At 30.5% G+C, this 22,326-nt stretch carries 16 protein-coding genes and 1 pseudogene; 15 read left to right on the forward strand and 2 right to left on the reverse strand.

What is annotated here, in order from left to right; translation table 11 throughout:
* Positions 1–156: 156 nt before the first annotated feature.
* Positions 157–588 carry a hypothetical protein gene (locus tag JVU85_RS12010; protein WP_142019560.1) on the forward strand — a complete coding sequence of 144 codons (432 nt, stop codon included), beginning with the start codon at positions 157–159 and terminating at the stop codon, positions 586–588.
* Between the two features lie 1,539 nt (positions 589–2,127).
* The gene (locus JVU85_RS12015) at positions 2,128–6,786 is read left to right on the forward strand and encodes a GA-like domain-containing protein (protein WP_239441213.1); all 4,659 of its coding nucleotides are present in this window, start codon (positions 2,128–2,130) and stop codon (positions 6,784–6,786) included.
* Between the two features lie 102 nt (positions 6,787–6,888).
* Here JVU85_RS12015 and JVU85_RS12020 read toward each other — a convergent pair whose 3' ends face one another.
* Positions 6,889–7,245: a DoxX family protein gene (locus tag JVU85_RS12020; RefSeq protein WP_204171883.1), complete on the reverse strand. Its 357-nt coding sequence runs from the start codon at positions 7,243–7,245 to the stop codon at positions 6,889–6,891.
* Between the two features lie 718 nt (positions 7,246–7,963).
* On the opposite strand from JVU85_RS12020, the gene JVU85_RS12025 reads away from it, so the two are divergent.
* From JVU85_RS12025 to JVU85_RS12085, 13 genes and pseudogenes are all read left to right on the forward strand, one after another.
* Positions 7,964–8,626 (forward strand): YveK family protein, encoded by a 663-nt coding sequence (locus tag JVU85_RS12025; RefSeq protein WP_002509444.1) that lies wholly within the window; start codon positions 7,964–7,966, stop codon positions 8,624–8,626.
* Between the two features lie 14 nt (positions 8,627–8,640).
* Positions 8,641–9,339, forward strand: coding sequence for a polysaccharide biosynthesis tyrosine autokinase (locus JVU85_RS12030; RefSeq protein ID WP_142019561.1), 699 nt, complete (start codon positions 8,641–8,643; stop codon positions 9,337–9,339).
* Positions 9,332–10,093 carry a tyrosine-protein phosphatase gene (locus tag JVU85_RS12035; RefSeq protein ID WP_107377029.1) on the forward strand — a complete coding sequence of 254 codons (762 nt, stop codon included), beginning with the start codon at positions 9,332–9,334 and terminating at the stop codon, positions 10,091–10,093. Before JVU85_RS12030 ends, JVU85_RS12035 begins: the two co-directional genes overlap by 8 nt.
* Before the next feature lie 18 nt (positions 10,094–10,111).
* On the forward strand, positions 10,112–11,923 hold the full coding sequence (locus JVU85_RS12040; protein WP_204171871.1) for a polysaccharide biosynthesis protein: 1,812 nt from the start codon (positions 10,112–10,114) through the stop codon (positions 11,921–11,923).
* Positions 11,916–13,100 carry a lipopolysaccharide biosynthesis protein gene (locus JVU85_RS12045; protein WP_002509448.1) on the forward strand — a complete coding sequence of 395 codons (1,185 nt, stop codon included), beginning with the start codon at positions 11,916–11,918 and terminating at the stop codon, positions 13,098–13,100. The genes JVU85_RS12040 and JVU85_RS12045 overlap by 8 nt, the downstream gene beginning before the upstream one ends.
* A complete protein-coding gene (locus JVU85_RS12050; RefSeq protein ID WP_142019563.1) occupies positions 13,097–14,299 on the forward strand; it encodes a phospholipid carrier-dependent glycosyltransferase in 1,203 nt (400 codons plus the stop codon). The genes JVU85_RS12045 and JVU85_RS12050 overlap by 4 nt, the downstream gene beginning before the upstream one ends.
* 5 nt (positions 14,300–14,304) lie before the next feature.
* Positions 14,305–14,856, forward strand: a complete 552-nt coding sequence (locus tag JVU85_RS12055) for an acyltransferase (RefSeq protein ID WP_142019564.1) — start codon at positions 14,305–14,307, stop codon at positions 14,854–14,856.
* Between the two features lies 1 nt (position 14,857).
* The gene (locus JVU85_RS12060; RefSeq protein ID WP_107374173.1) at positions 14,858–15,874 is read left to right on the forward strand and encodes an NAD-dependent epimerase; all 1,017 of its coding nucleotides are present in this window, start codon (positions 14,858–14,860) and stop codon (positions 15,872–15,874) included.
* 2 nt (positions 15,875–15,876) lie between these two features.
* A complete protein-coding gene (locus JVU85_RS12065; RefSeq protein WP_204171873.1) occupies positions 15,877–17,151 on the forward strand; it encodes a nucleotide sugar dehydrogenase in 1,275 nt (424 codons plus the stop codon).
* Positions 17,152–17,153: 2 nt separating this feature from the next.
* A complete protein-coding gene (locus JVU85_RS14120; protein ID WP_103387790.1) occupies positions 17,154–18,317 on the forward strand; it encodes a glycosyltransferase family 4 protein in 1,164 nt (387 codons plus the stop codon).
* Positions 18,311–18,907, forward strand: a complete 597-nt coding sequence (locus tag JVU85_RS12075; protein WP_002509454.1) for a sugar transferase — start codon at positions 18,311–18,313, stop codon at positions 18,905–18,907. Before JVU85_RS14120 ends, JVU85_RS12075 begins: the two co-directional genes overlap by 7 nt.
* A complete protein-coding gene (locus JVU85_RS12080) occupies positions 18,904–19,527 on the forward strand; it encodes an acetyltransferase (protein WP_021459074.1) in 624 nt (207 codons plus the stop codon). The genes JVU85_RS12075 and JVU85_RS12080 overlap by 4 nt, the downstream gene beginning before the upstream one ends.
* Positions 19,524–20,673 (forward strand): annotated as a pseudogene (locus JVU85_RS12085) (DegT/DnrJ/EryC1/StrS family aminotransferase). The gene JVU85_RS12080 and the pseudogene JVU85_RS12085 overlap by 4 nt, the downstream one beginning before the upstream one ends.
* Positions 20,674–20,772: 99 nt before the next feature.
* Here the strand turns inward: JVU85_RS12085 and JVU85_RS12090 are convergent.
* The gene (locus JVU85_RS12090) at positions 20,773–21,666 is read right to left on the reverse strand and encodes an AraC family transcriptional regulator (protein ID WP_232045981.1); all 894 of its coding nucleotides are present in this window, start codon (positions 21,664–21,666) and stop codon (positions 20,773–20,775) included.
* Positions 21,667–22,326: the final 660 nt, after the last annotated feature.

Here is a 22,326-nt window from a genome sequence, read left to right on the forward strand (position 1 = left end):
ACAGGAGTCTGGACTTGACTAGTTCGATGAATGGTTATATATAGCATAATTTAAAATAGTAAAGATTTTGATGACATACGCAAATGAAATACAGAGCTTAATATGTACAATTAATTTAATAGAGAAAATTAAATTAATTGGAAGGATATTTTTATAATGAAAGGTAAAATTAACTTAATCTTTATTAACGCGCTAGTGTTCATAATATATCTATTAATATATATTTCATTAGCCATAAACCATTTTGTAATTATGAAACTAGAAGTAACTAAAGCATGGTTTGGATCGTCTTTGATATTAGTAATATTTGCATTAGTATTTATTTTAACAATGAAAAATAAAGAAGTTTCTGAAAAAGCATTAAAAGTAATAGGAATTACATTTGGTGTAATTATAATTTTAAGTTCTGTATTATTTTTGATCTATATAAAATATAATAAATTTAATGATTGTAGTATTTTTTTAATAATTTTTCATATCGCTATGGTTTTAAATATTATACATGAAAGTTTAATGAAATATAAAATGGTATATTTCACGATGCTAGTATTAATAATTAACCTTTACATATTATATACGCAAACATAAATAAAGAGAGAAGTTGTCTCTCTTTATTTATGAATACTGTTCATCTAAGTGGCATGTAAAAGCAAGTTTATTTTGAAAAGAAAACCTTCATGTCATAAATTAACCTTAATATCAAAAAAAGCATCGGTCCAATTCATATGGCCCAATGCTAAACTTTGTTTGGCTTTATACTTGTACATAAAAGTTACCATTGCAGCAACTCTAAATTCATTATAACAGTATGAATATAATTGTGTATTACCTTTTATAGGATAGTAAATATTAACTTAATATAAGTAAAATATTATGATGGAAGTAGTGGTTTGATTAGATTTTTAATCATTAAAAAAGTAGTACTTGCTAAGTAAAGCAGTACTACTTTTGCTATAGTTGTAAGTAAGATTTTAGTCGTTTGGTAGCGACTAATTAAATTATATCAAGAAATAAGCGTTATTTATCTAGTTTATCAATCATAGTAAAAAATCGATGCGTTTAGTAAAAATTGTACCAATTATCAAATTTATATATACTACTAATTACTGTAGACTCAATATTTTACTTTCATTTATATAATATTTACTGTTATAATTAAAAGCATTTACAAAATCCTGTAATCTAATTTAATATACTGGTATAGGTAGTTCATGCCTATACCTTATGTTTTCTATTATAATAATTTAAAGTTTATTTAGTATTGCATAATTTACTTTACCTCTCTTATTTTAATAAGGGAGGTTTTTAATTTTAATTATACATTTTAAGTTTTAATTAAAGCACATCTAAAGACTATGAAATAGGAAATTTAACGTTTAGTAAAATTATAAAATCTATCACTTTAACGGGAAATATAGCGAATTTTTACTTCTGGAAATACAATTTTTACTTTAACTATTGAATACATAGATATAGTAAATGATGGATGTTATTTTAAGGGCAGGACTTATCTCATAGTCCATAGTCCTATGTTTGTTATACCAACATTTAGTTCTCCGCAGATATTTATCTGCGGTTTTTAATTTTATAATATTTTAACATTTCATTTTTTTACATTAATAAATACAATTTTATAAAATCATTGAGGCTGGGACAATATTGATTCGTCCTAGTCTCTTTTCATATTGGCAGTAGCTGACTGCATTGAAAATGCGCTTCAAACCAAGCTTGTTTCAATACTAGTCATCCTTGCCGGGGTGGGACGACGAAATCATTTTTTCAAAATCAGATTTCTGTCCCACTCCCTTTTTACGTCAATTAACTATTGAGTACAAATTTTGAACCTTTTATACATTTAATTAAAAGTAGGTTATTTGCAAGTTAGTTTTCATTTTCTTTAATTGTTAAATTTCTCAATATTTAAGTAGATTTTACTTGTGAAGTTATGTTTTTTACTAATATTCGAAATGCTATTTAATAATGATCTGTATTGAAATAATATTTTGAATAATAAAGTTTTCCAATTTGTGATTAGAAAGATAGTTATTAAGAAAATTTTCATTATTGGAGACTTTATGAATATACATTTAAAATCCATATTTATATAAAAGGAGAAGAGGTTATTTAATGAATAATAACAAAAAGGTTCAGAAATACTCTATTAGAAAATATAGTGTTGGCGCAGCATCAATATTAATTGGAACATTATTATTTTTAAATCCAAGTACTGCAGAAGCACAAGAGTTAGAACCTAAATCTAATGAAACAACAACAAAAGAAAATGAAGAACTTTCACAAGGTAATGACGTAACAAATACAGATGAAGTACAAGAACAAGAACTACCAGCAGAAGTGAATACTTCTCAAAAAACTGATGAACCATCAGACGTTGAAGAAATAAGTTCACAAGAAGAAAAAACGCAAAAGCTAGATGAAGTAGAAGCGCAAGAAGTAACATCAGAAGAAAATAAAGTTCAAAGTACAGATGAGTCAAAAAACAAAAAAGAAGTAACTAGACAAAAAAGTAACGAACAAAATGCAGATGAAGCACTTGAGCAAGAAGTAAATACACAGGTCAACCAAATTCAAAACTTAGATGAAGCAACTGACGAAGGGAAAGCACCTTTAGAAGAAAAAGAAGTGCAAAAATCAGATAATGAGCAAACGCAAAAAGTAAACGAACTGCAAAACATAGATGAGTTAAAAGGCAAAAAAGAAGTATCTTCACAAAATAAAGCAACGCAAAAGTCAGGTAAAAAAAATGAGCAAGAGTTTACACCTGAAGTAAAACAACAACTAAACAACGATAATTCAATCGAAGAAGTAACACAAGAAGTGAAGGAAGCACAAAAAATAAGTGAAGCACCTAATCAAAAAGTAAAGCTCAATATTAAATCAACATCTCTAAAAAGAAGTAAAAGACAATTGCCTGAACTACCACCAAGTAACACGGATATACCAGTAGTACCTTTACAAAACCGTGCAGCTAGTCATACATTTTCACCACGCTCAGTAAGTAGTTCATATCAAGCAAGGTACTTTTCTTCGATGCGTGGGTTTAATGATATAACAACAAATTCTACTAGAAGAGATGCGATTGAAATAATAGAAAAACATAAACAGCATCTTACAGAAAAAGAACGAGAATTTTATTTACGTAATATCGCAAGAAAATTAAATTTACCAAAGAATGAAAAAACGTGGAATAATTTATTTAGAAATAGTATTGATAATAAGTTGATTGGTCGAAAAGTTGCTAAAAATCAAGTTAATGACGTTAATAAAGTATTGGAAAGTATGAAAAATTTAATAAATAACCGACAAGGGAATTTTTACACAGAGATATCAAACAACAATGTGAAAAAAATTACAGCCAATGATTTACGATATGTTAGCACTGAAAAAAGAGGTGGAAAATATGTTGTAAGTTTTGATTTGACTAAAGAACTTGGGTCAGGGGTTAAAAGATTTGAAACACTTTCATTAAAAGTAAATGATTCACTAAACTCAAAAATTGAAAAAGTTCTAGTTGATTATATACCACATAAAGGACTTGCTGAAGCAACGAAAACTTTAAATCGTGATAAATTAGGTTATTATAGTTTTACAACAGAACCAAAGAATAAAGCTGGAGCTTCCGCAACTTTTAAATTAGTACTAAAATCAGCAACTGAAATTGATAGTGCAAAAGATCAAATTGGTGTTCAATTAATTAGTGACACAAACTATCCAAATCCGGTGCACGGAGTTAATTTGGAATTAAAAACTGTCAATATGAAGCCTATTGCTCAAAAAGTTAACAGTGATATTAAAAAAATCAAAGAACAAGAAGCTAAGGGGCAAGTGCAACCACCGGTAGATAATCAAGCGAAAGATGAAGCAACAAAAGCAGTAGTGGAAGCTGAACAAGCAGAACAAGCTGCGAAAGATAAATTAACAAAAGCTAACGAAGATGGTGTTATTAATCCCAACGAACATAAAGAATTAGAAGAAGCGTCTAATCAAGCAGATACAAAGAAAAAAGCAGCAGAAGCGAAAGTAAATGCTTTATCTGAAAATCAAAAGGGAGATTTGCCACAAAGGTTAGATAAATTAACAGGTATTGTAGTCCCAAATATCAACGACAAAGATAGTAATGGTGTGGCTGATGACTTAGATCAAGCAAAAGATGAAGCAACAAAAGCTGTGGAAGAAGCTGAACGAGCTGACAAAGAGGCAAAAGAAAAGTTAGCTAATGCCAATAAAGATGGAGTTATTAATCCAAACGAACATCAAGAATTAGTAGCAGCATCTAAACAAGCAAAAGAGACAAAAGCAGCAGCAGAGGCAAAGGTAAATGCTTTATCTGAAAGTCAAAAAGGAGACTTACCACAAAGGTTAGATAAATTAACAGGCATTGATGTCCCAAATATCAACGACAAAGATAGTAATGGTGTGGCTGATGACTTAGATCAAGCAAAAGATGAAGCAACAAAAGCTGTGGAAGAAGCTGAACGAGCTGACAAAGAGGCAAAAGAAAAGTTAGCTAATGCCAATAAAGATGGAGTTATTAATCCAAACGAACATCAAGAATTAGTAGCAGCATCTAAACAAGCAAAAGAGACAAAAGCAGCAGCAGAGGCAAAGGTAAATGCTTTATCTGAAAGTCAAAAAGGAGACTTACCACAAAGGTTAAGTAAGTTAACCGGCATTGATATTCCAGGAATCAACGACAAAGATAGCAATGGTGTTGCGGATGATTTAGATCAAGCAAAAGATGAAGCAACGAAAGCAGTAGTAGAAGCTGAACGAGCTGACAAAGTTGCGAAGGATAAATTAACTAAAGCCAATGAAGATGGCGCTATTAATCCGAAAGAATATCAGGAGTTAGAAGAAGCATCTAAGAAAGCAAAAGAGACAAAAACTACAGCAGAGGAAAAGGTTAATGTTTTACCTGAAAGTCAAAAAGGAGACTTACCAGAAAGATTAGACAAATTGACAGGCATTGATATTCCAAACATAAATGACCAAGACAGCAACGGCTTGGCAGATGAGTTGGACGGTACGTTAATTGATGTAACTAAGGCAGTAGAAGCTGCGAAACAAGCTGATGCAAAAGCGAAAGAAGCACTAGTTAAAGCCAACACAGATGGGAAAATTAGCCAAGAAGAAGTCAACAAATTAACAGATTTAGCTAAACTAGCGAGAGAAACAAAAGCGACAGCAGAAGTATTAGTCGAAGAATTACCAGAAACACCGAAACAATTAAAAGAAAAGAAAGCAGAATTTAATGAAGTATTAGGTCAACTAACGGGTATTGTAGTACCTACAGTGACGAGTAATGTAGTACCAGGACAACAAGACAACATGAATCAGGCAAAAGCCGAAGCAATGAAAGTTGTAGAAGAGGCTGAACGAGCTGACAAAGTTGCGAAAGATAAACTAACTAAAGCCAAAGCAGATGGCGCTATTAATCCAAAAGAATATCAGGAGTTAGAAGAAGCATCTAAGAAAGCAAAAGAAACAAAAGCTACAGCAGAGGCGAAAGTAAATGCCTTACCAGAAAAACAAAAAGAAGAAATGCCACAAAGATTAGAAGCATTAACAGGAATCAATGTTCCAGGAATTAATGACAAAGATAGTAATGGTGTCGCTGATGATTTAGATCAAGCGAAAGCTGAAGCAATGCAAGCTGTTGAGGAAGCTGAACGAGCTGATAATATGGCGAAGGAAAAGTTAGCTAAAGCCGTAGAAGACGGAGCTATTAATCCAAAAGAACATCAGGAGTTAGAAGAAGCATCTAAGAAAGCAAAAGAGACAAAAGCTACAGCAGAGACAAAGGTAAATGCTTTACCTGAAAGTCAAAAAGGAGACTTACCACAAAGATTAGAAGCATTAACAGGAATTAATGTTCCAGTAATCAATGACAAAAATAGTAATGGTGTTGCGAACGACTTAGATCAAGCAACAGCCGATGCAACTCAAGCTGTAGAAGAAGCTGAACAAGCGGACAAGGTGGCAAAAGCAGCATTAGCAAAAGCTAACGAAGATGGTGTTATTAATTCAAAAGAACATCAAGATTTAATAGACTTAGCTCAACAAGCTGAAGCAACGAAAAAAGTTGCCTCAGAAAAAGTAAATGCCTTACCACAAGATAAACAGGTCAACTTACAAGAAAGATTAGATAAGTTAACAGGTATAAAAGTACCAAATGTAAATAGTGATGTATTACCAACAGCACCAAGTGAAGACGATAAAGAAATGAAGCCGGAAGTATCAGGTGAAGATGGTAAAGAAACGACACCAACAGCATCAAGTAAAGCCGGTAAAGTCATGACACCAGAAGAATCAAGCAAAGGTGATAAAATAACAGTATCAAATGCGTCGAATGAAAATAGTAAAGTGATGAAACCAGAAGTATCAGGTGAAGATAGTAAAGAAACGATACCAACAATACTAAGCGAAGATGGTAATGAGGTGACGTCAGAAGAATCAGGCAAAATTAATAAATTAACGACACCAACAGCGGCGATTGAAGATGTGAATAAAGTAACACTAGAAGAATCAAGCAAAGATGATAAAGAAACATCATCAACAGTAACAAGTGAAGTAATTGCTCCTAAAGCATTAAGTAAAGACGGCAAATCAATGTCATCAGAAAATCTAAATAATAATAGTAACAATACTATAAATGAGTTATCAAAAACAGGAAACGATGGTATTAATAGTTATATTTACACAGGTGTATTAGCCTTATTTGGATCACTATTACTGGTTGTAAGAAGAAGAAAAAATAAATCAAATTAATAATCAAAAGGCGTTAAACGTATAATACGTTTAACGCTTTTTAATAATTTAAAATATATAAGGACTTCAGACGAGAAGGGGTAAAGTTTTGAAATATGCAAATTAATAAAATTGGAACCATTTTTTCCATCGATAACCTATTAATAAAGCAATGTTCATCATGATATGGATAATTTCAAATTCATAACCACTAACGTATCCTCGTGAAAGTTTTAATGTGAAAATTGAGCCTAACATGACACCAATATAGAAAATATTTACATATGGCGTTAAAAATCCGATAAGTAAAGCTATACCACCGATAACTTCACCATATGAGAGCAACAAGGCCATTGTTGGTGATAAGCCTAAAGAACCTAAAAAGTTATATGTTCCTTGTAAATCAACAAATTTTAATGTGCTATGGACTAAAAAAGAAGTTGCTAACATCAGTCTAATTATAAGTAAACTGAATCTCATGCGATTAATAGTTTGATTTTCAATATGAGGGGATAAATGTTTATTCTTAAATGACATAATTTTCTCCTTATTGTTAGTACTAAAATTTATTTAGAGTGTGTCTAAAAACTATATTTAAGATATTAACAAATTGAAATGGTAGAAGTTTATGCTTGTCATAACTAGTAAAATATAAACCAAAGTTAGCAATAAAGTAGATATAAAGCTCTAATTTAATCAGTAAAAGATTTATGTTTTACTAGATTAAAGTCATATTTTACTAACAAATAATAAACAATCACAGAAATAACAGATATTGCTATAATAAATATAGGTGTTGAAACACCATTTATCTCCATTAGTAACTTATAGGGTTAGAGACAATCGCGTTTGCGGTTGTCTTTTTTTATAAATTTAGGGAATCATTTTGAAGTATTCTAAGGAACATGACTTACTAATATTATTTTTAAGACTAATCAACCTATAGATTTTTACATTTTTTACTTTTAATTTTACTTTAATTACTGAAGTGCATTTCAAACAATAAAATAATGATACAATGCCGTTGTATTTAAATATAAATACATTTATTTATGTTTAAATATTAAATGGCATTTTTCTTTTGTATTACTCAAGATATAAAGCCATCCATACAAAATTAGAAGGAAGGTGATTAATAAGAAGTAAATGATAGTGGTTTTAAAACAATAATACTCAGGTTTAAAACATAGGAGGACTTATGAAGCGTGCAATTAATATTACAGAGATATCAAGAATTTTCAAAAATTATTTGCTCTTTATCATTATCTTGCCTTTATTATCTCTAGTGGCAAGTATAGTAGTTACATTTTTTCTAATTGAAGACAAATATGTAGCAACAACCCAGTTATTGATAAATCAAAAAGAAAATACACATCAAAATGTTCAAGATATACAAAGCAATATTCAATTGATCAATACTTATTCTGAAATTGTTAAAAGTCCAAGAATTTTAGGTAAAGTTGCAAAAGAATTAAAAGGACAGTATGAAGCGGATGAAATAAAGAACTTTTTAAATGTAACAAATCAAGCGAATACACAAGTTTTAAATATTTCTATTTTTCATAATGACAAAGAAGTAGCAGAACAACTTGCAAATACAGTAGCTAATGTTTTTAAAAAGGAAATTCCTAAAATCATGAAGGTGGATAATGTGTCGTTGTTATCTAGTGCAACTAAAACAGGTCATCAGGTTGCGCCAAACGTACCTTTAAATTTATTTATAGGTTGGGCTAGTGGATTGTTAATATTATGCATTATTATTTTCATTAAAGAGATAACTGATAAACGAATAAAGTCAGAACAAGATGTTTATGACCAGATGAACTTACCAGTGTTAGGCAGCATTCAATATTTTAAATAGAAAAGAGGAGACTAATGTTTAAACGTAATACTAAAGAACAATCAACACTGTTTGTACATGACAATCCTAAATCTATTGTCAGTGAGAAATTTCGAACAATAAGATCAAATATTATGTTTTCCATTGCAAATACTAGTGATAATAATATACTTGTCACTTCGGAACATGCATTGTCAGGCAAATCCACAGTTTCTTCAAATATTGGTATTTCTTATGCTCAGGCAGGGTATAATACGTTAATTATAGATGGTGATATGAGAAAGCCTACGCAACACTATGTGTTTCAATTATCTAATTTGACTGGTTTATCAAATTTAATAATTAATAAAACGACGTTTAATGATGCTATAAAAGCTACACATATTGACAATTTAAGTGTTCTGACTTCAGGACCTATACCACCTAATCCATCAGAATTGATTGCATCTAATAAGTTCAAGCAGATTTATGACATAGTATCTAAAGATTATGATTTCATCATTATTGATACACCACCAGTTAATACGGTTACTGATGCTCAATTATTTGTACAACATACAAAAAATGCAGTATTAGTAATTGATACTGAAAAAAATGATCGTGATGAGGTGAAAAAAGCACAAGAACTGCTAAACGCTGCAGGAGCTAAAATATTAGGTGTCATATTAAATAAAATGAAAGTGACAAAATCATCGAGTTATTACTATTACTATGGAACTGATTCAGATGATTGATATGCACAATCATATATTACCTGCTATAGACGATGGTCCTCAATCAATTGATGGTACATTAAAATTATTACGACAGGCAAAACAACAAGGCGTAACAGGTATTATAGCTACGCCTCACCATTTAAGCCTTAAGTATAATAACCCTATAGAAACAGTAATAGAATCAATAAATAATGTGATGCAAATACCCGAAGTCATATCTATATGTTTGCCAATTTATCCAGGCCAAGAAATAAGAATTTCAGATAAGATTTTAACTGATATTAAAAATAACCAGATTATTGGTTTAAACTATTCTAAGTACTTACTTATTGAATTTCCGTCTAATGAAATTCCTCACTATTCACAACAATTATTTTTTGAATTACAACTTCAGCAATTTATACCAATAATAGCGCATCCAGAACGAAATAATGTTTTTTTAAAGCAGTCAGATACTTTGTATTATTTAATTAAAAATGGGGCTTTAAGCCAATTAACTATTGCTTCTGTACTAGGAAAATTAGGAAAAAAGATACAAAAATTTGCATTGCAATTAATTGATCATAATTTAACACATTTTATTGCTTCTGACGCTCACCATTATTGTTATAGACCGTTTGAAAATAATCAGTTGTATCAAAATACAAAATTAAAACACTATGCTTCAGAAATAACTCAAATGCTAAAAAACTCACAGTGCATCATTAAAGATGAATCTATATTAAAAAAACAACCGTTAAAAATTGATAAACGCTTCTTGAAATTATTTTAGATAAGAGAGGTGAATTGAATGACACACATCAATGCAAAACAACGATTATTCATCCTTATAATGATTGATTCTATTATTGTTACGTGCTCAATCTTTTTAGGAGACTTTATATTAACTCCTTTTTATGAAATTAATTCTATGCATAAATTATTTATTACATCTATCTGTTTACTGGTTTGTCATTTTCTAACTGCATATTTTTTTGATTTATATCATAGGGCATGGGAATATGCGAGTATTAATGAAGTACTACTTATTGTTCGATCTGTTTCAACGTCTATACTATTAACTTTAATTATTATTTCTGTAATTACATGGTCACAACCTTTTTATAGTTTGTATTTTATAACGTGGATGTTACATATTATTTTAATAGGTGGGTCACGGTTATTTTGGCGAATATATCGCAAGAAGGTAAATGGTGCACCGGTTTATAAAAAACCAACATTAATTGTTGGTGCGGGAGAAAGTGCGTCGTTATTAATAAGGCAAATGTTGAACAGTCCAAGTATGGCTATGGAACCTGTAGTAGCTGTTGATGATGATTATAATAAGCAAAATATAGTGTTAACAGAACGAGTGAAAGTGCAAGGTTATACTACGGATATACCAGATCTTGTAAAACGATATTGTATAAAAAAGATAATTATTGCAATACCTTCAATTGAAAATAAGAAAATGAGGGAGATAAACCGAGTTTGTAATATCAAAGGTGTTTCTTTATTTAAAATGCCTAATATTAATGATGTATTAACAGGCGAACTTGAAGTGAATCAATTAAAACGTGTAGAAGTAGAGGATTTATTAGGGCGCTCCCCAGTGGAGTTAAATATGGACCAGATCGCGCAAGGACTTACAGATAAAACAGTGCTTGTTACAGGTGCTGGTGGTTCGATAGGTGCTGAAATATGTAGACAAATTTGTCAATTTGAACCTCGAAAATTATTAATTTTAGGACATGGTGAAAACAGCATATATTTAATACATCAAGAACTGATGAAACAACAATATACCAATATTGAAATTATACCTATAATTGCTGATGTACAAGATAGAAAGCAAATCAACAATATTATTAAACAATATAAACCTTTTGCTATTTATCATGCTGCAGCACACAAGCATGTACCATTAATGGAAATAAATACAGAAGAAGCATTTAAAAATAATGTAATTGGTACAAAAAATGTTGCGGAATTAGCTAAACGACATGCTGTACAGAAGTTTGTCTTGATTTCTACAGATAAGGCTGTAAATCCTTGTAATGTAATGGGAGCAAGTAAGCGTATAGCTGAAATGATTATTCAAAGTCTCAATGATGAACAACATGTTACTCAATTTGTAGCAGTAAGATTTGGAAATGTCTTGGGTTCTAGAGGATCAGTTATCCCCTTATTTAAAAAGCAGATAGCTGAAGGGGGACCTGTGACTGTAACTCATCCAGATATGACGCGTTATTTTATGACAATACCTGAAGCAGCTAGATTAGTATTACAAGCTGGAGCATTAGCTAAAGGTGGAGAAATATTTGTGTTGGATATGGGTAAACCAGTTAAAATCGTCGAACTAGCAAAAAACTTAATTCGATTAAGTGGTAAAACAGAAAATGATATTAACATTGAATTTTCAGGAATTAGGCCCGGTGAAAAACTGTTTGAAGAATTGTTAAAAGATGATGAAATTTACCCGACTCAAATCTATGAACAAATTTATATAGGAAAATCTACAGTGTATCCTATTGAAAAACTCTATCCGTGTTTAGCTAAAATTAGAAGCGGTGAAATTAACATAATAGATTTTGCTAAGCGAAGTGAACATTATTTTGAATAAATCGTTTGCTTGTTATTTATTAGGTAATATTTTGTTTGGCGTTAGTCAATGGCTCATTATTTTATTAATTATAAAGCTAGGAACGAGTATAGAATTAGGTGTATACACATATGGCATCGCTGTTATAGCACCGTTAATTTTGTTTATGTCTTTTGGCTTTAATACATTAATAGTGACTGATAATTATCTTGAAAAACAAACAATGGTCATGTTGAGATGTTATTGCCTAGTCGTAACACTACTATTTTATAGTGCTATCGTAGCTTTTTTTACGAATTTAACACATACGTCATTTCTTTTATTGATTGTAGTTGCAGTTAGTAAATTGGCTGAAGCTGCATTAGATATTAATTTTGCATATTTAATTAAACTACAAAAATACGGGGAAATTGGCCTTTATAAAATATCAATGACTTGTATTCAACTTATTTTACTAATCATCTGTTATGTTTATTTTCATTCATTAACAATGGCCGTATTTTTATATAGTGTGATTATATTGATTATGTTTATACGACTAAATATAAAACATTTATTTAGAGCTATATCATGGTCAGTTAGCTTGAAATTACTGAAATTAGGATTGCCGTTATCAATTACACTAGCGTTATCATCATTAAATACCAACATACCTAAATATATATTAGAGTCTGTTTCGACTATAGAAAATGTCGGAATATTTAGTAGTTTACTTGTCATTTATTCAGCTGGTAATACTTTGTTTTTTTCTATATATAATTATTTTTTACCTAAAGTTGTTGAGAAAAAATCAGACACATCTTATTTATGGAAAGTATTATTAACAATTTTGGGACTACTCTTTACCACTCAATTAATATTAATTTTGGTTGGAACTAATAATTTATCGGTTATACTTCAAACACTGTTTACTTCGTCATATGTACATCTACAAAAGGAATTTATGAATGTTATTGTTGGTAGCATTTTTGTATATGCTAGTATTTTATTTGATTTATTTATCAACGCTTATCAAAAATATATTTACAATACATTTATTCAACTACTCAGTGTAGGTTTAGTTGCTATTACATCGATAGTGTTAATACCATATTTCGAAATATATGGGGCAACACTTGCATTTTTAATCTTTGGGATTACGGTAAGTATTACAAAATTAATAATATCTATCATGATTATACAGAGGGGTAACATATGACAGTTAAAGAAGTAGGGGTCATCATTAGTTCAATCGCTTGTTTAATCATTTTTATGTGGTTAAATTACAGCAATATATTGTTGCTACTCTGTATCAACGTGCTTATATTTCTGTGGTTATTCTATCGGGAATATAATAGGAAATTTATTATCATCTTGCTTATCCAGTGGTTGATGTATGTCATATTATTAGTTATTCATCAATATTTTTATGCATTACCAGGGTCAGGGAATGATGATTTACGTTTTGAAGAATTGGCGCAACGTTTTTATATAAACTATTTATATAGCGTGAACTTAGAGATTTTTCAAAATTCAGCGTTTTACTCACAAATGATTTCGCTGTTTTACCTTTTTGGTACACCTCATATTTTGATACCAGGTTTATTAAATATAACCGTCCATAATCTTACTGTAATGCTGTTATATCATATTTGTGTACATTTATTTAAGAATACCAATGTAGCAAATATTTCAACCATTATTTATATTTTATATCCACTTCACATTACTTCAACTATTATTACTTTAAGAGAAATTTATATTACCTTTTTTATTTTATTGTTTATTTATGCATTATTGTTATATCATCGTCGAAATAACAAATGGCATTTAACTATATGCGTTATCGCAATTGGTTTAGGTTCCTTATTTCATATTGGCTTATTAGGATTATTGCTTATATTAGCAGTGTATTTTATGTTTTTATCAGCTCATTCAGCAATAGTAAGAGTTTTTTTAGTGTTAGCTATCATTTTAGGTTTTATTGTGTTGATTACTTATAATGAGGATTCAAAACTGACCTCAACTTTAAAAAATGAGCAGCACTTGGAACCAACAACTTTTAAAGCTAGAGCGGATTACCTTCATATAAATGAAGAAAAAAATATACAGACTAAAACTAAGCAAATCATTTATTTTCTAGTAAAACCACTACCGTGGGAAATTAGAAATTTTTCAGACATTATTGGTGTTGTTAACATAGCATTCATACTATTAGGCACATATTTGGCTTTTAAAGCATATATGTATGAAAGGAATAAGGATATTTTAATTGTTTTATTAGCAATCTATATTGTATTTATCATCTTCTCTTTAGGTACATACAATTATGGTACTGCGTTAAGACATAGAGATAAAGTAACGATGTTATTTACGATGTTTATTAGCTATTATGCGTTCATATTAAGGAAGCGGTGATAACTATGATTCGACGTATATTAAAAGTTATGACAGCAATTTTAACACTTTTACCTAAACGCTTATCTTTATTATTGTATGAACTTAATAGTAATACGAATTGCACATGGCAAATTGCATTACGATACTGCATTGTAGGAAGTTTATGTAAAGCAATTGGCCACAACGTTTATATCGGTAAACGTGTTACTTTAAAAAACATTGAAAATATCACAATAGGCGACAATGTCAGCATTCACGATATGTGTTACATCGATGGATATGGCGGTGTTAAGATAGGCAATAATGTATCTATTGCTCACAATACCTCCATATTGACATCAACACATACTTGGTCAGACCAATCTATACCTATTAAGTATAACCAAGTTATAGCAGGTAAGGTTGTTATTGAAGATGATGTATGGATTGGATGTGCGGTCAGAATATTATACAAAGTAACTATTGGTCAGAGATCAGTAATAGCTGCTGGAACTGTTGTGACTACAAATTTACAATCTGGTTGGTTAGGAGCTGGCATACCTATGAAACATAAAAAGAAATTGGAGGATTGGTGATATGAAAGTATTAATAACAGGCATAGCTGGTTTTATTGGTTCACATGTCGCTAGTAAATTACTACAAGCGAATATTCAAATTGCAGGAATTGACAATTTAAATAATTATTATGATGTGTCATTAAAACATGCCCGCCTAGACAATATTGGGAGAGAAAATTTTCCTTTCTATCAAATTGATATAGCAGACTATGAAGCTGTTAATAAAGTTTTTTTACAAGAAAAACCTGATGTTGTAATTCATTTAGCAGCACAGGCAGGTGTGAGGCATAGCATTAAAGTGCCACACAGTTACATTCATTCTAATATTGTTGGTTATTTGAATATTTTAGAATGTTGTCGCTATTTTCATGTTGAGCATTTAATATATGCTTCATCGAGTTCTGTATATGGTGCTAATAAAGCACAGCCATTCAGTACTGCAGATCCTGTTGACCATCCGATAAGTTTGTACGCGGCCACTAAAAAAAGTAATGAACTTATGGCTCATAGTTATAGTGCATTATATAATATTCCGACAACAGGACTCCGTTTTTTTACTGTTTATGGTCCATGGGGGAGGCCAGACATGGCATTATTCAAATTTACGCGCGGTATTTTAGAAGAGGGCGAAGTGGATGTATATAATTATGGGAAAATGGCTCGAGATTTTACTTATGTGTCTGATATTGTTGAAGCCATTTACCGTTTATTAGGACACAAACCTGCTCCTAATGCTAATTGGGATCCTTACCATCCAAATCCTAGTGATTCTTTTGCGCCCTATAAAATATATAATATTGGTAATAATCAACCTGTTAATATACTCGAATTTATCGAAGCTATTGAAACTAAGTTAGGAAAAAAATGTATAAAAAATTTCAAAGATCTTCAACCAGGTGATGTGCCGAAGACGTTTGCTAATGTAGATGATTTATATCGACAAATAAACTTTAAACCATCAGTGACTATTACAGAAGGCGTAAATAAATTCATTGATTGGTATTTATCGTATTATAATATTAGTAAAGGATGTTGAACGTGGACAAAACGATAGCAGTAGTTGGCTTAGGCTATGTTGGATTACCTGTTGCTGTTGCATTTGCACAGAAATTTAAGGTAATAGGTTTTGATATTGATGAAGACAGAATAAAACAATTAAAACAAAATTATGATCAAACTTGTGAAGTGGCGGAACAAGCATTACTAGATACAACGATTCATTTTACTACTAAAAAAGATGTCTTAAAACAAGCTGATGTAATAATTGTAGCTGTACCTACACCAATAGATGATCATAACACACCAGATTTAACCCCATTAATCCATGCTAGTAAAATGATTGGTGAAATTCTTCAACCTGGCATGATCATCGTATATGAATCGACGGTATATCCAGGTGCAACAGAAGAAGTGTGTATACCTATATTAGAACAGCAATCTAATTTAAAATATAATGAATCCTTTTATGTAGGGTATTCACCGGAAAGGATTAATCCAGGTGATAAACAACATACTTTTGATACCGTTAAAAAAGTAGTGTCGTCAAATAATCCTGACATTGGTAAGGAACTTGCTCAACTTTATGAACAAGTAGTAACAGCAGGTGTTTATGTTGCACCAGCAATTAAAGTTGCTGAAGCGGCTAAAGTGATAGAAAATACACAAAGAGATATTAATATTGCATTAATAAATGAATTAGCCGTAATTTGTAAAGAAATGCATATTGATACTGTCGAAGTATTAAAAGCAGCAAAAACAAAATGGAATTTTTTACCATTCTCTCCGGGTCTCGTTGGAGGACATTGTATAGGTGTAGATCCTTATTATTTAACCTATAAAGCTCAGACGATTGGCTATTATCCTGAAGTTATTTTAGCGGGGCGACGTATTAACTCGAATATGGCGAAATATATTGTTGCTCAATTAGTAAAATTGATGATTCAACGTAATATTCCTGTTCATGGTGCAACAGTTAATATATTTGGTATTACATTCAAAGAGAATTGTCCAGATTTAAGAAACTCACAAGTGTTCACAATTATTAAAGAACTAAAAGCTTATAATATGACATTACAAATACATGATCCTGTGGCGGATAAAACCTTGGCACTTTCGTTGTGTGACATTGAATTGTTAACTGAAACAGTTATGACACCGACTGATATTGCCGTCTTTGCAGTAGGACATGATATATATATAGATAACAAAGCTAATTATCTAGAGCTCGTTAAACCAACAGGTATTGTGTGCGATATCAAGTCAATATTTGATGTTAAAGATATACTGAAAACGCAATACTTGTGGAGGTTGTAATTGTGAAAATATTACAAATTGCAGCATTAGAAGTGACACATACTAAATTATTAAAGCAACTAAATACTACATGTATTGAGCAACAATATGATGTTCATTGTGCTTGCTATACTCCTCAAAAACCTCAAAACTATTTTCAAGATAATATGTATTTTCATAATATTTATTTACCACGTCATATCAATGTAGTGACAAACTTTATATCACTCTATAAATTAATACAGCTAATGAAAAAATTGCGGCCTGATGTTGTACATGTACATACGCCAATTGCTGCAGTATTAGGTAGAATTGCTGCAAAAATAGCTAAAGTACCATGTATAATTTACACAGCACATGGTTTTTATTTTCACGAAAGTATGACAAATTTTAAATTTCAAGTGTATTTTAATATTGAAAAATGGATTGGCAGATGGTGTACAGATTATTTGTTTGTTCAAAGTAAAGAAGATTACTATGTTGCGAAAAAGGCTAGATTTTTATCAAAAAAGCATAAGAACAATTATGTGCATATTAGTAATGGTATCGACCTACGTGAGGAGTTTAATTATCACAAAATGGATGTTGCGGCCGTATCCCAGTTGCAAAGTAAATTAAAAATCACTCAATCTGACATAGTGATTACTTTTATAGGTAGACTAGTTAAAGAAAAAGGAATATTAGAGTTATTGTCTGCTTTTAGGCAAATAAATGATCATAGACTTAAATTGATAATTATTGGTGATCTACATCAAAGTGAACGTGATCAAATGACAATTAGACAATTAGAAAAATATCGTAATGAAAATAATATTATTTTTACCGGGTTAGTTCACAATGTAAATCATTATTTATATTTAAGTGATATCTTTTGTTTACCATCATATAGAGAAGGGATGCCTCGCTCAATATTAGAAGCTATGGCTATGAAAAATGCAATAATTGCAACTGACATTAGAGGTTGTAGAGAAGAAATAATAGACGGACAACATGGTTATTTAGTGCCTACACAGTCGAGTGATATGATTGCTCAAAGAATAAATGAGCTAATTACTAATCCACATAAATTAAAACAGTTCCAAGATGCAAGTTATCAAAGAGTTAATAAAAAATTTAACGAATTAGATGTTGTAGCAAAACAATTAGAAATATTTAAGATTATAGAAAGTAGTGACACATCATGTTAAAAAGGTACTTCGATATTGTGATTAGTTTATGTGTATTATTTATGGCTTTACCATTGTTAATAATAGTGGCTATTTTAATTCAAATAAGTATGGGGAGACCAATCATTTTTTGTCAACTACGGACAGGAAAAGATGCACAGCCTTTTAAATTGTATAAATTTAGAACGATGACTAATAAGTACGATGAGCACAATAACTTATTACCGGATGAAAAAAGAATGACGAAAATAGGAAGGTTTATACGTAGTACAAGCATAGATGAATTGCCACAACTGATAAATGTGTTAAAAGGAGATATTAGCATTGTTGGTCCTAGACCACTATTAATGGACTATGTAGCTCTATATAATGACAGACAAAAACAACGTTTATTTGTGAAGCCGGGCATAACTGGCTTAGCTCAAATTAGTGGTAGAAACTCATTATCATGGGAGCGGAAATTTAAATATGATGTATGGTATGTCAAACATCAATCAATGAAATTAGATTGCTATATTATTGCTAAAACAGTGATTAAAGTTTTATTACGTAAAGACATTTGTGCTCAAAACCATGTAACAACAAAGCCATTTAAAGGGTCTTCATCATGAAACCAGTAATGATTATAGGTAATGGCGGTCATGCCAGTGTAGTAACAGATGTAATAAAATCTCTGAATAATTATTATATAAAGGGATATTTAGATGATGTTCAAAAAGAATATATACGAAGTGACGGTTTAATTTATGATGCAATTGCACACATAGATCGTTATAAAGATAATTATTTCGTAATTGCTATTGGAGATAATCAACAAAGAGCAGCAGTGTACCATCGACTGGGGTTAGATGATCAATACTTTGCAACAATTATTCACCCAACTGCCATTATTGGCTCTAACGTAATAATACAAGCTGGCTGCGTAGTAATGGCTCATGCTGTTATACAAACAAATACATTTATTGCTAAACAATGTATTATCAATACTAAAGCATGTGTGGAACATGACAATAACATTCAAAGTTTTACGCATATTGGACCCAATGCTACCTTAGCTGGAAATGTTCATGTTGGCAGTGAATGTCTTTTGGGAGCTAGCGCAACAGTAGTACCTAATACCATTATTAGAAATAAAGTTACAGTTGGAGCAGGTTCGACAGTAATCAATGATATACAAAGTAATCTCACGGTTGTAGGTTCACCTGCACGACAAAGAGGTGATAACAAATGAATGATGAGAGAATTTACTTGTCACAACCACATATGGGTGGGAGAGAGCAATATTATATAAAAAAAAGCTTTTGCACAAAATTGGATAGCACCATTGGGTGATAACGTTAATCAATTTGAACATAAGGTGCGCAATTATGTTGGAAGGAATGCTGCCGTAGCAGTGAGTAGTGGTACAGCAGCGATACATTTGGCACTAATTGAATGTGGAGTAAAACAGAATGATTTTGTATTTTGTCCATCTTTAACATTTTGTGCAACTTGCAATCCTATATTATATTTAAATGCCAAGCCAGTATTTATTGATTCGGAAATTGAAACTTGGAATATGTGTCCTCAAGCACTTCAAAAAGCATTTCATCAATACGAACGTCAAGGTTTAAAGCCTAAAGCTGTTATCGTAGTGAATTTATATGGACAGCCGGCAAAATATAATGAGATTTTAGATATATGCGACTATTATGATGTGCCAATTATTGAAGATGCAGCTGAATCACTAGGCTCTATATATAGTAATTGTCACAGTGGGAACATAGGTAATTATAGTATTTTATCTTTCAATGGGAATAAAATTATAACAACAAGTGGTGGAGGTATGCTGTTATCCAATAATGAACATGCTATAGCACATGCTTTATATTTAGCCACGCAAGCTAAAGAGGATGTTTTATATTATCAACATAGTGAATTGGGATACAATTATCGCTTGAGTAATATAAGTGCTGGTATAGGTATTGGACAAATGGAAGTCATCGACGAAAGAGTCGCACAACGAAGAAGGATATTTCAACGATATCAACAAGAATTGCAATGTATTTCTGCAATAACCTTCCAAGAAGAAATCGCAACAACCGTTTCTAATCGCTGGTTAACAGCTCTGTTAATCGATCCACGACAAAGCAATGTTACAGTTAAAATGCTATTACAAATGTTTGAAAAACATAATATAGAAGCAAGACATGTTTGGAAACCTATGCATTTACAACCATTATTTAAAAATTTTGATTTTGTTTCATTAGAGCAAGATAATGCGGGATACATTTTTGAACATGGTATTTGTTTACCTTCTGCTTCAAATATGTCGTTATTACAACAAGATAGAGTCATAAACATTTTACAGGACACGTTATTGCGACATCAGTTGTGAACAAAATGAACTAAAAGCTGAAGCGGTTAAGATCTCTGTAAGTTAATAATGCAATAGACTGGAACAATATTTTGCTCCAGTCTATTGTTATATATGTAGTTAATTATTTGAAAAGTGTTTAGCTAGATTTTTTAAATAACTGTAAAGTTCACTAGGGAACCCTATATTTTTAGCAGTAGTACCTTTATGATTATCAATGAACGCCTCGGGAGAAATAGAAAAAACACGCTGGAAGTTTTTTAAGTAAGTTGAATAAGATTTATAACCATATGATTTCCATATGTCTTTGTGGTTATTAGAAGATAGTATCTCTACAGCTAAACGATAAATTTTGACTTTCCTAATATATTTTATTAAGGATATATTCATTGTTTCAGAAAAAACGCGAGATAAATAACTAGAATTTACATAAAATTTTTCAGCAATAGTAGCTAATGTAAGATTTTCTTTATAATGTTCATTGATGTAGATTAAAACATTATTAATTAGTGGATTGGATGCTTCCAAATTGTGTTCTCGATAATAATTACCTAACCTAATAAAGTTAATTAAACGAATAATACTAATATCTGCATTAAAATAATCTTTTTCGTATATTGAAATGATGGTGTCCAGTAACTCTTTCTTAATAAAATTATCAATTTTACTTTGATCTAGTTCTAGATTGTCCCAATTGAATAATGAAAAACGATTAAAACTTAACTTATTAATATTTAAGGCAATCACTTTGCCTGAATTAATGAGTAGTTTTGGAGCTGAATAAGGTTGTATTAAAAAAAATTCATGTTTATGATAACTACCTAAATAAGCTTTATCATATAAAGTGACACTACCAGTTAAAACAAAAAAAATACTAATTGTATTAAAGCTTTCATTTATATTAATATCAGCATTGTGAATTTGATAATTATAATCCATTGTATCTCTCTTTCCTTCTTCATAGTATTGTGCCAAACCTATCATATCACTTACAATTGCTAAATAATTTACCATCAAAAGCAAATTATTTACTGATAATGGTCAAAAAATTAAAAGTAAATTTGATATGTCTAAAGTTGAAAAGCAATTGTGAGAAGGTCGTGTTTTTATAAAATATGATAATTAAACTATTGTATGTTTCGAGTATTATAAATAAATTAAAATAATCTTTTTGGAATTAATTAAGCGCTAACGGTGATCGTTAGCGCCGGCTTGGAGATATGAATTGAATATTCAAAAGTTTAAAGAGAATAATAAAAACATCCCTATAAGATATCATAGAGTAAATGACAACTACTCCGTTAGTAGAAGTAGCTAACTATATTATAACAAGGTCAAAGATAAATTTTATTATCATTTTGGAATTAGAAAAAAATAGCAGACGAATAGTAAAATAAAAACACTAGTCTAGGAGACTAGTGAAAAATAGTAATAGCAAAAGGCTATATTTTGTAATTCTATTGATGAAAATGAACGGTAACACAGTTACTAAAGTTATTTTTTTTGAAAGCACAGTACTATATACCATTTGTCTTCATAAAAACAGTAAAATGAAGACAACAAAATTATATCAAATCAAAATTTTTTATAATATATTTTTTGAGGATGTGTAAAAAAACTAATAATTAAAGTAAAAATTAAGCTTTATTATTTTGATAAAGTCCGTATAATTGT

It is taken from the genome of Staphylococcus sp. GDY8P72P, from assembly GCF_016890655.1.
Lineage (GTDB): Bacteria > Bacillota > Bacilli > Staphylococcales > Staphylococcaceae > Staphylococcus > Staphylococcus arlettae.

Coding starts and splice junctions, on each gene's coding strand:
- JVU85_RS12015 (WP_239441213.1), top strand. CDS start 2,128: ATGAATAATAACAAAAAGGTTCAGAAATACTCTATTAGAAAATATAGT.
- JVU85_RS12025 (WP_002509444.1), top strand. CDS start 7,964: ATGAAGCGTGCAATTAATATTACAGAGATATCAAGAATTTTCAAAAAT.
- JVU85_RS12030 (WP_142019561.1), top strand. CDS start 8,641: ATGTTTAAACGTAATACTAAAGAACAATCAACACTGTTTGTACATGAC.
- JVU85_RS12060 (WP_107374173.1), top strand. CDS start 14,858: ATGAAAGTATTAATAACAGGCATAGCTGGTTTTATTGGTTCACATGTC.
- JVU85_RS12035 (WP_107377029.1), top strand. CDS start 9,332: ATGATTGATATGCACAATCATATATTACCTGCTATAGACGATGGTCCT.
- JVU85_RS12020 (WP_204171883.1), bottom strand. CDS start 7,245: ATGAGATTCAGTTTACTTATAATTAGACTGATGTTAGCAACTTCTTTT.
- JVU85_RS12010 (WP_142019560.1), top strand. CDS start 157: ATGAAAGGTAAAATTAACTTAATCTTTATTAACGCGCTAGTGTTCATA.
- JVU85_RS12050 (WP_142019563.1), top strand. CDS start 13,097: ATGACAGTTAAAGAAGTAGGGGTCATCATTAGTTCAATCGCTTGTTTA.
- JVU85_RS12090 (WP_232045981.1), bottom strand. CDS start 21,666: ATGGTAAATTATTTAGCAATTGTAAGTGATATGATAGGTTTGGCACAA.
- JVU85_RS12075 (WP_002509454.1), top strand. CDS start 18,311: ATGTTAAAAAGGTACTTCGATATTGTGATTAGTTTATGTGTATTATTT.
- JVU85_RS12080 (WP_021459074.1), top strand. CDS start 18,904: ATGAAACCAGTAATGATTATAGGTAATGGCGGTCATGCCAGTGTAGTA.
- JVU85_RS12040 (WP_204171871.1), top strand. CDS start 10,112: ATGACACACATCAATGCAAAACAACGATTATTCATCCTTATAATGATT.
- JVU85_RS12055 (WP_142019564.1), top strand. CDS start 14,305: ATGATTCGACGTATATTAAAAGTTATGACAGCAATTTTAACACTTTTA.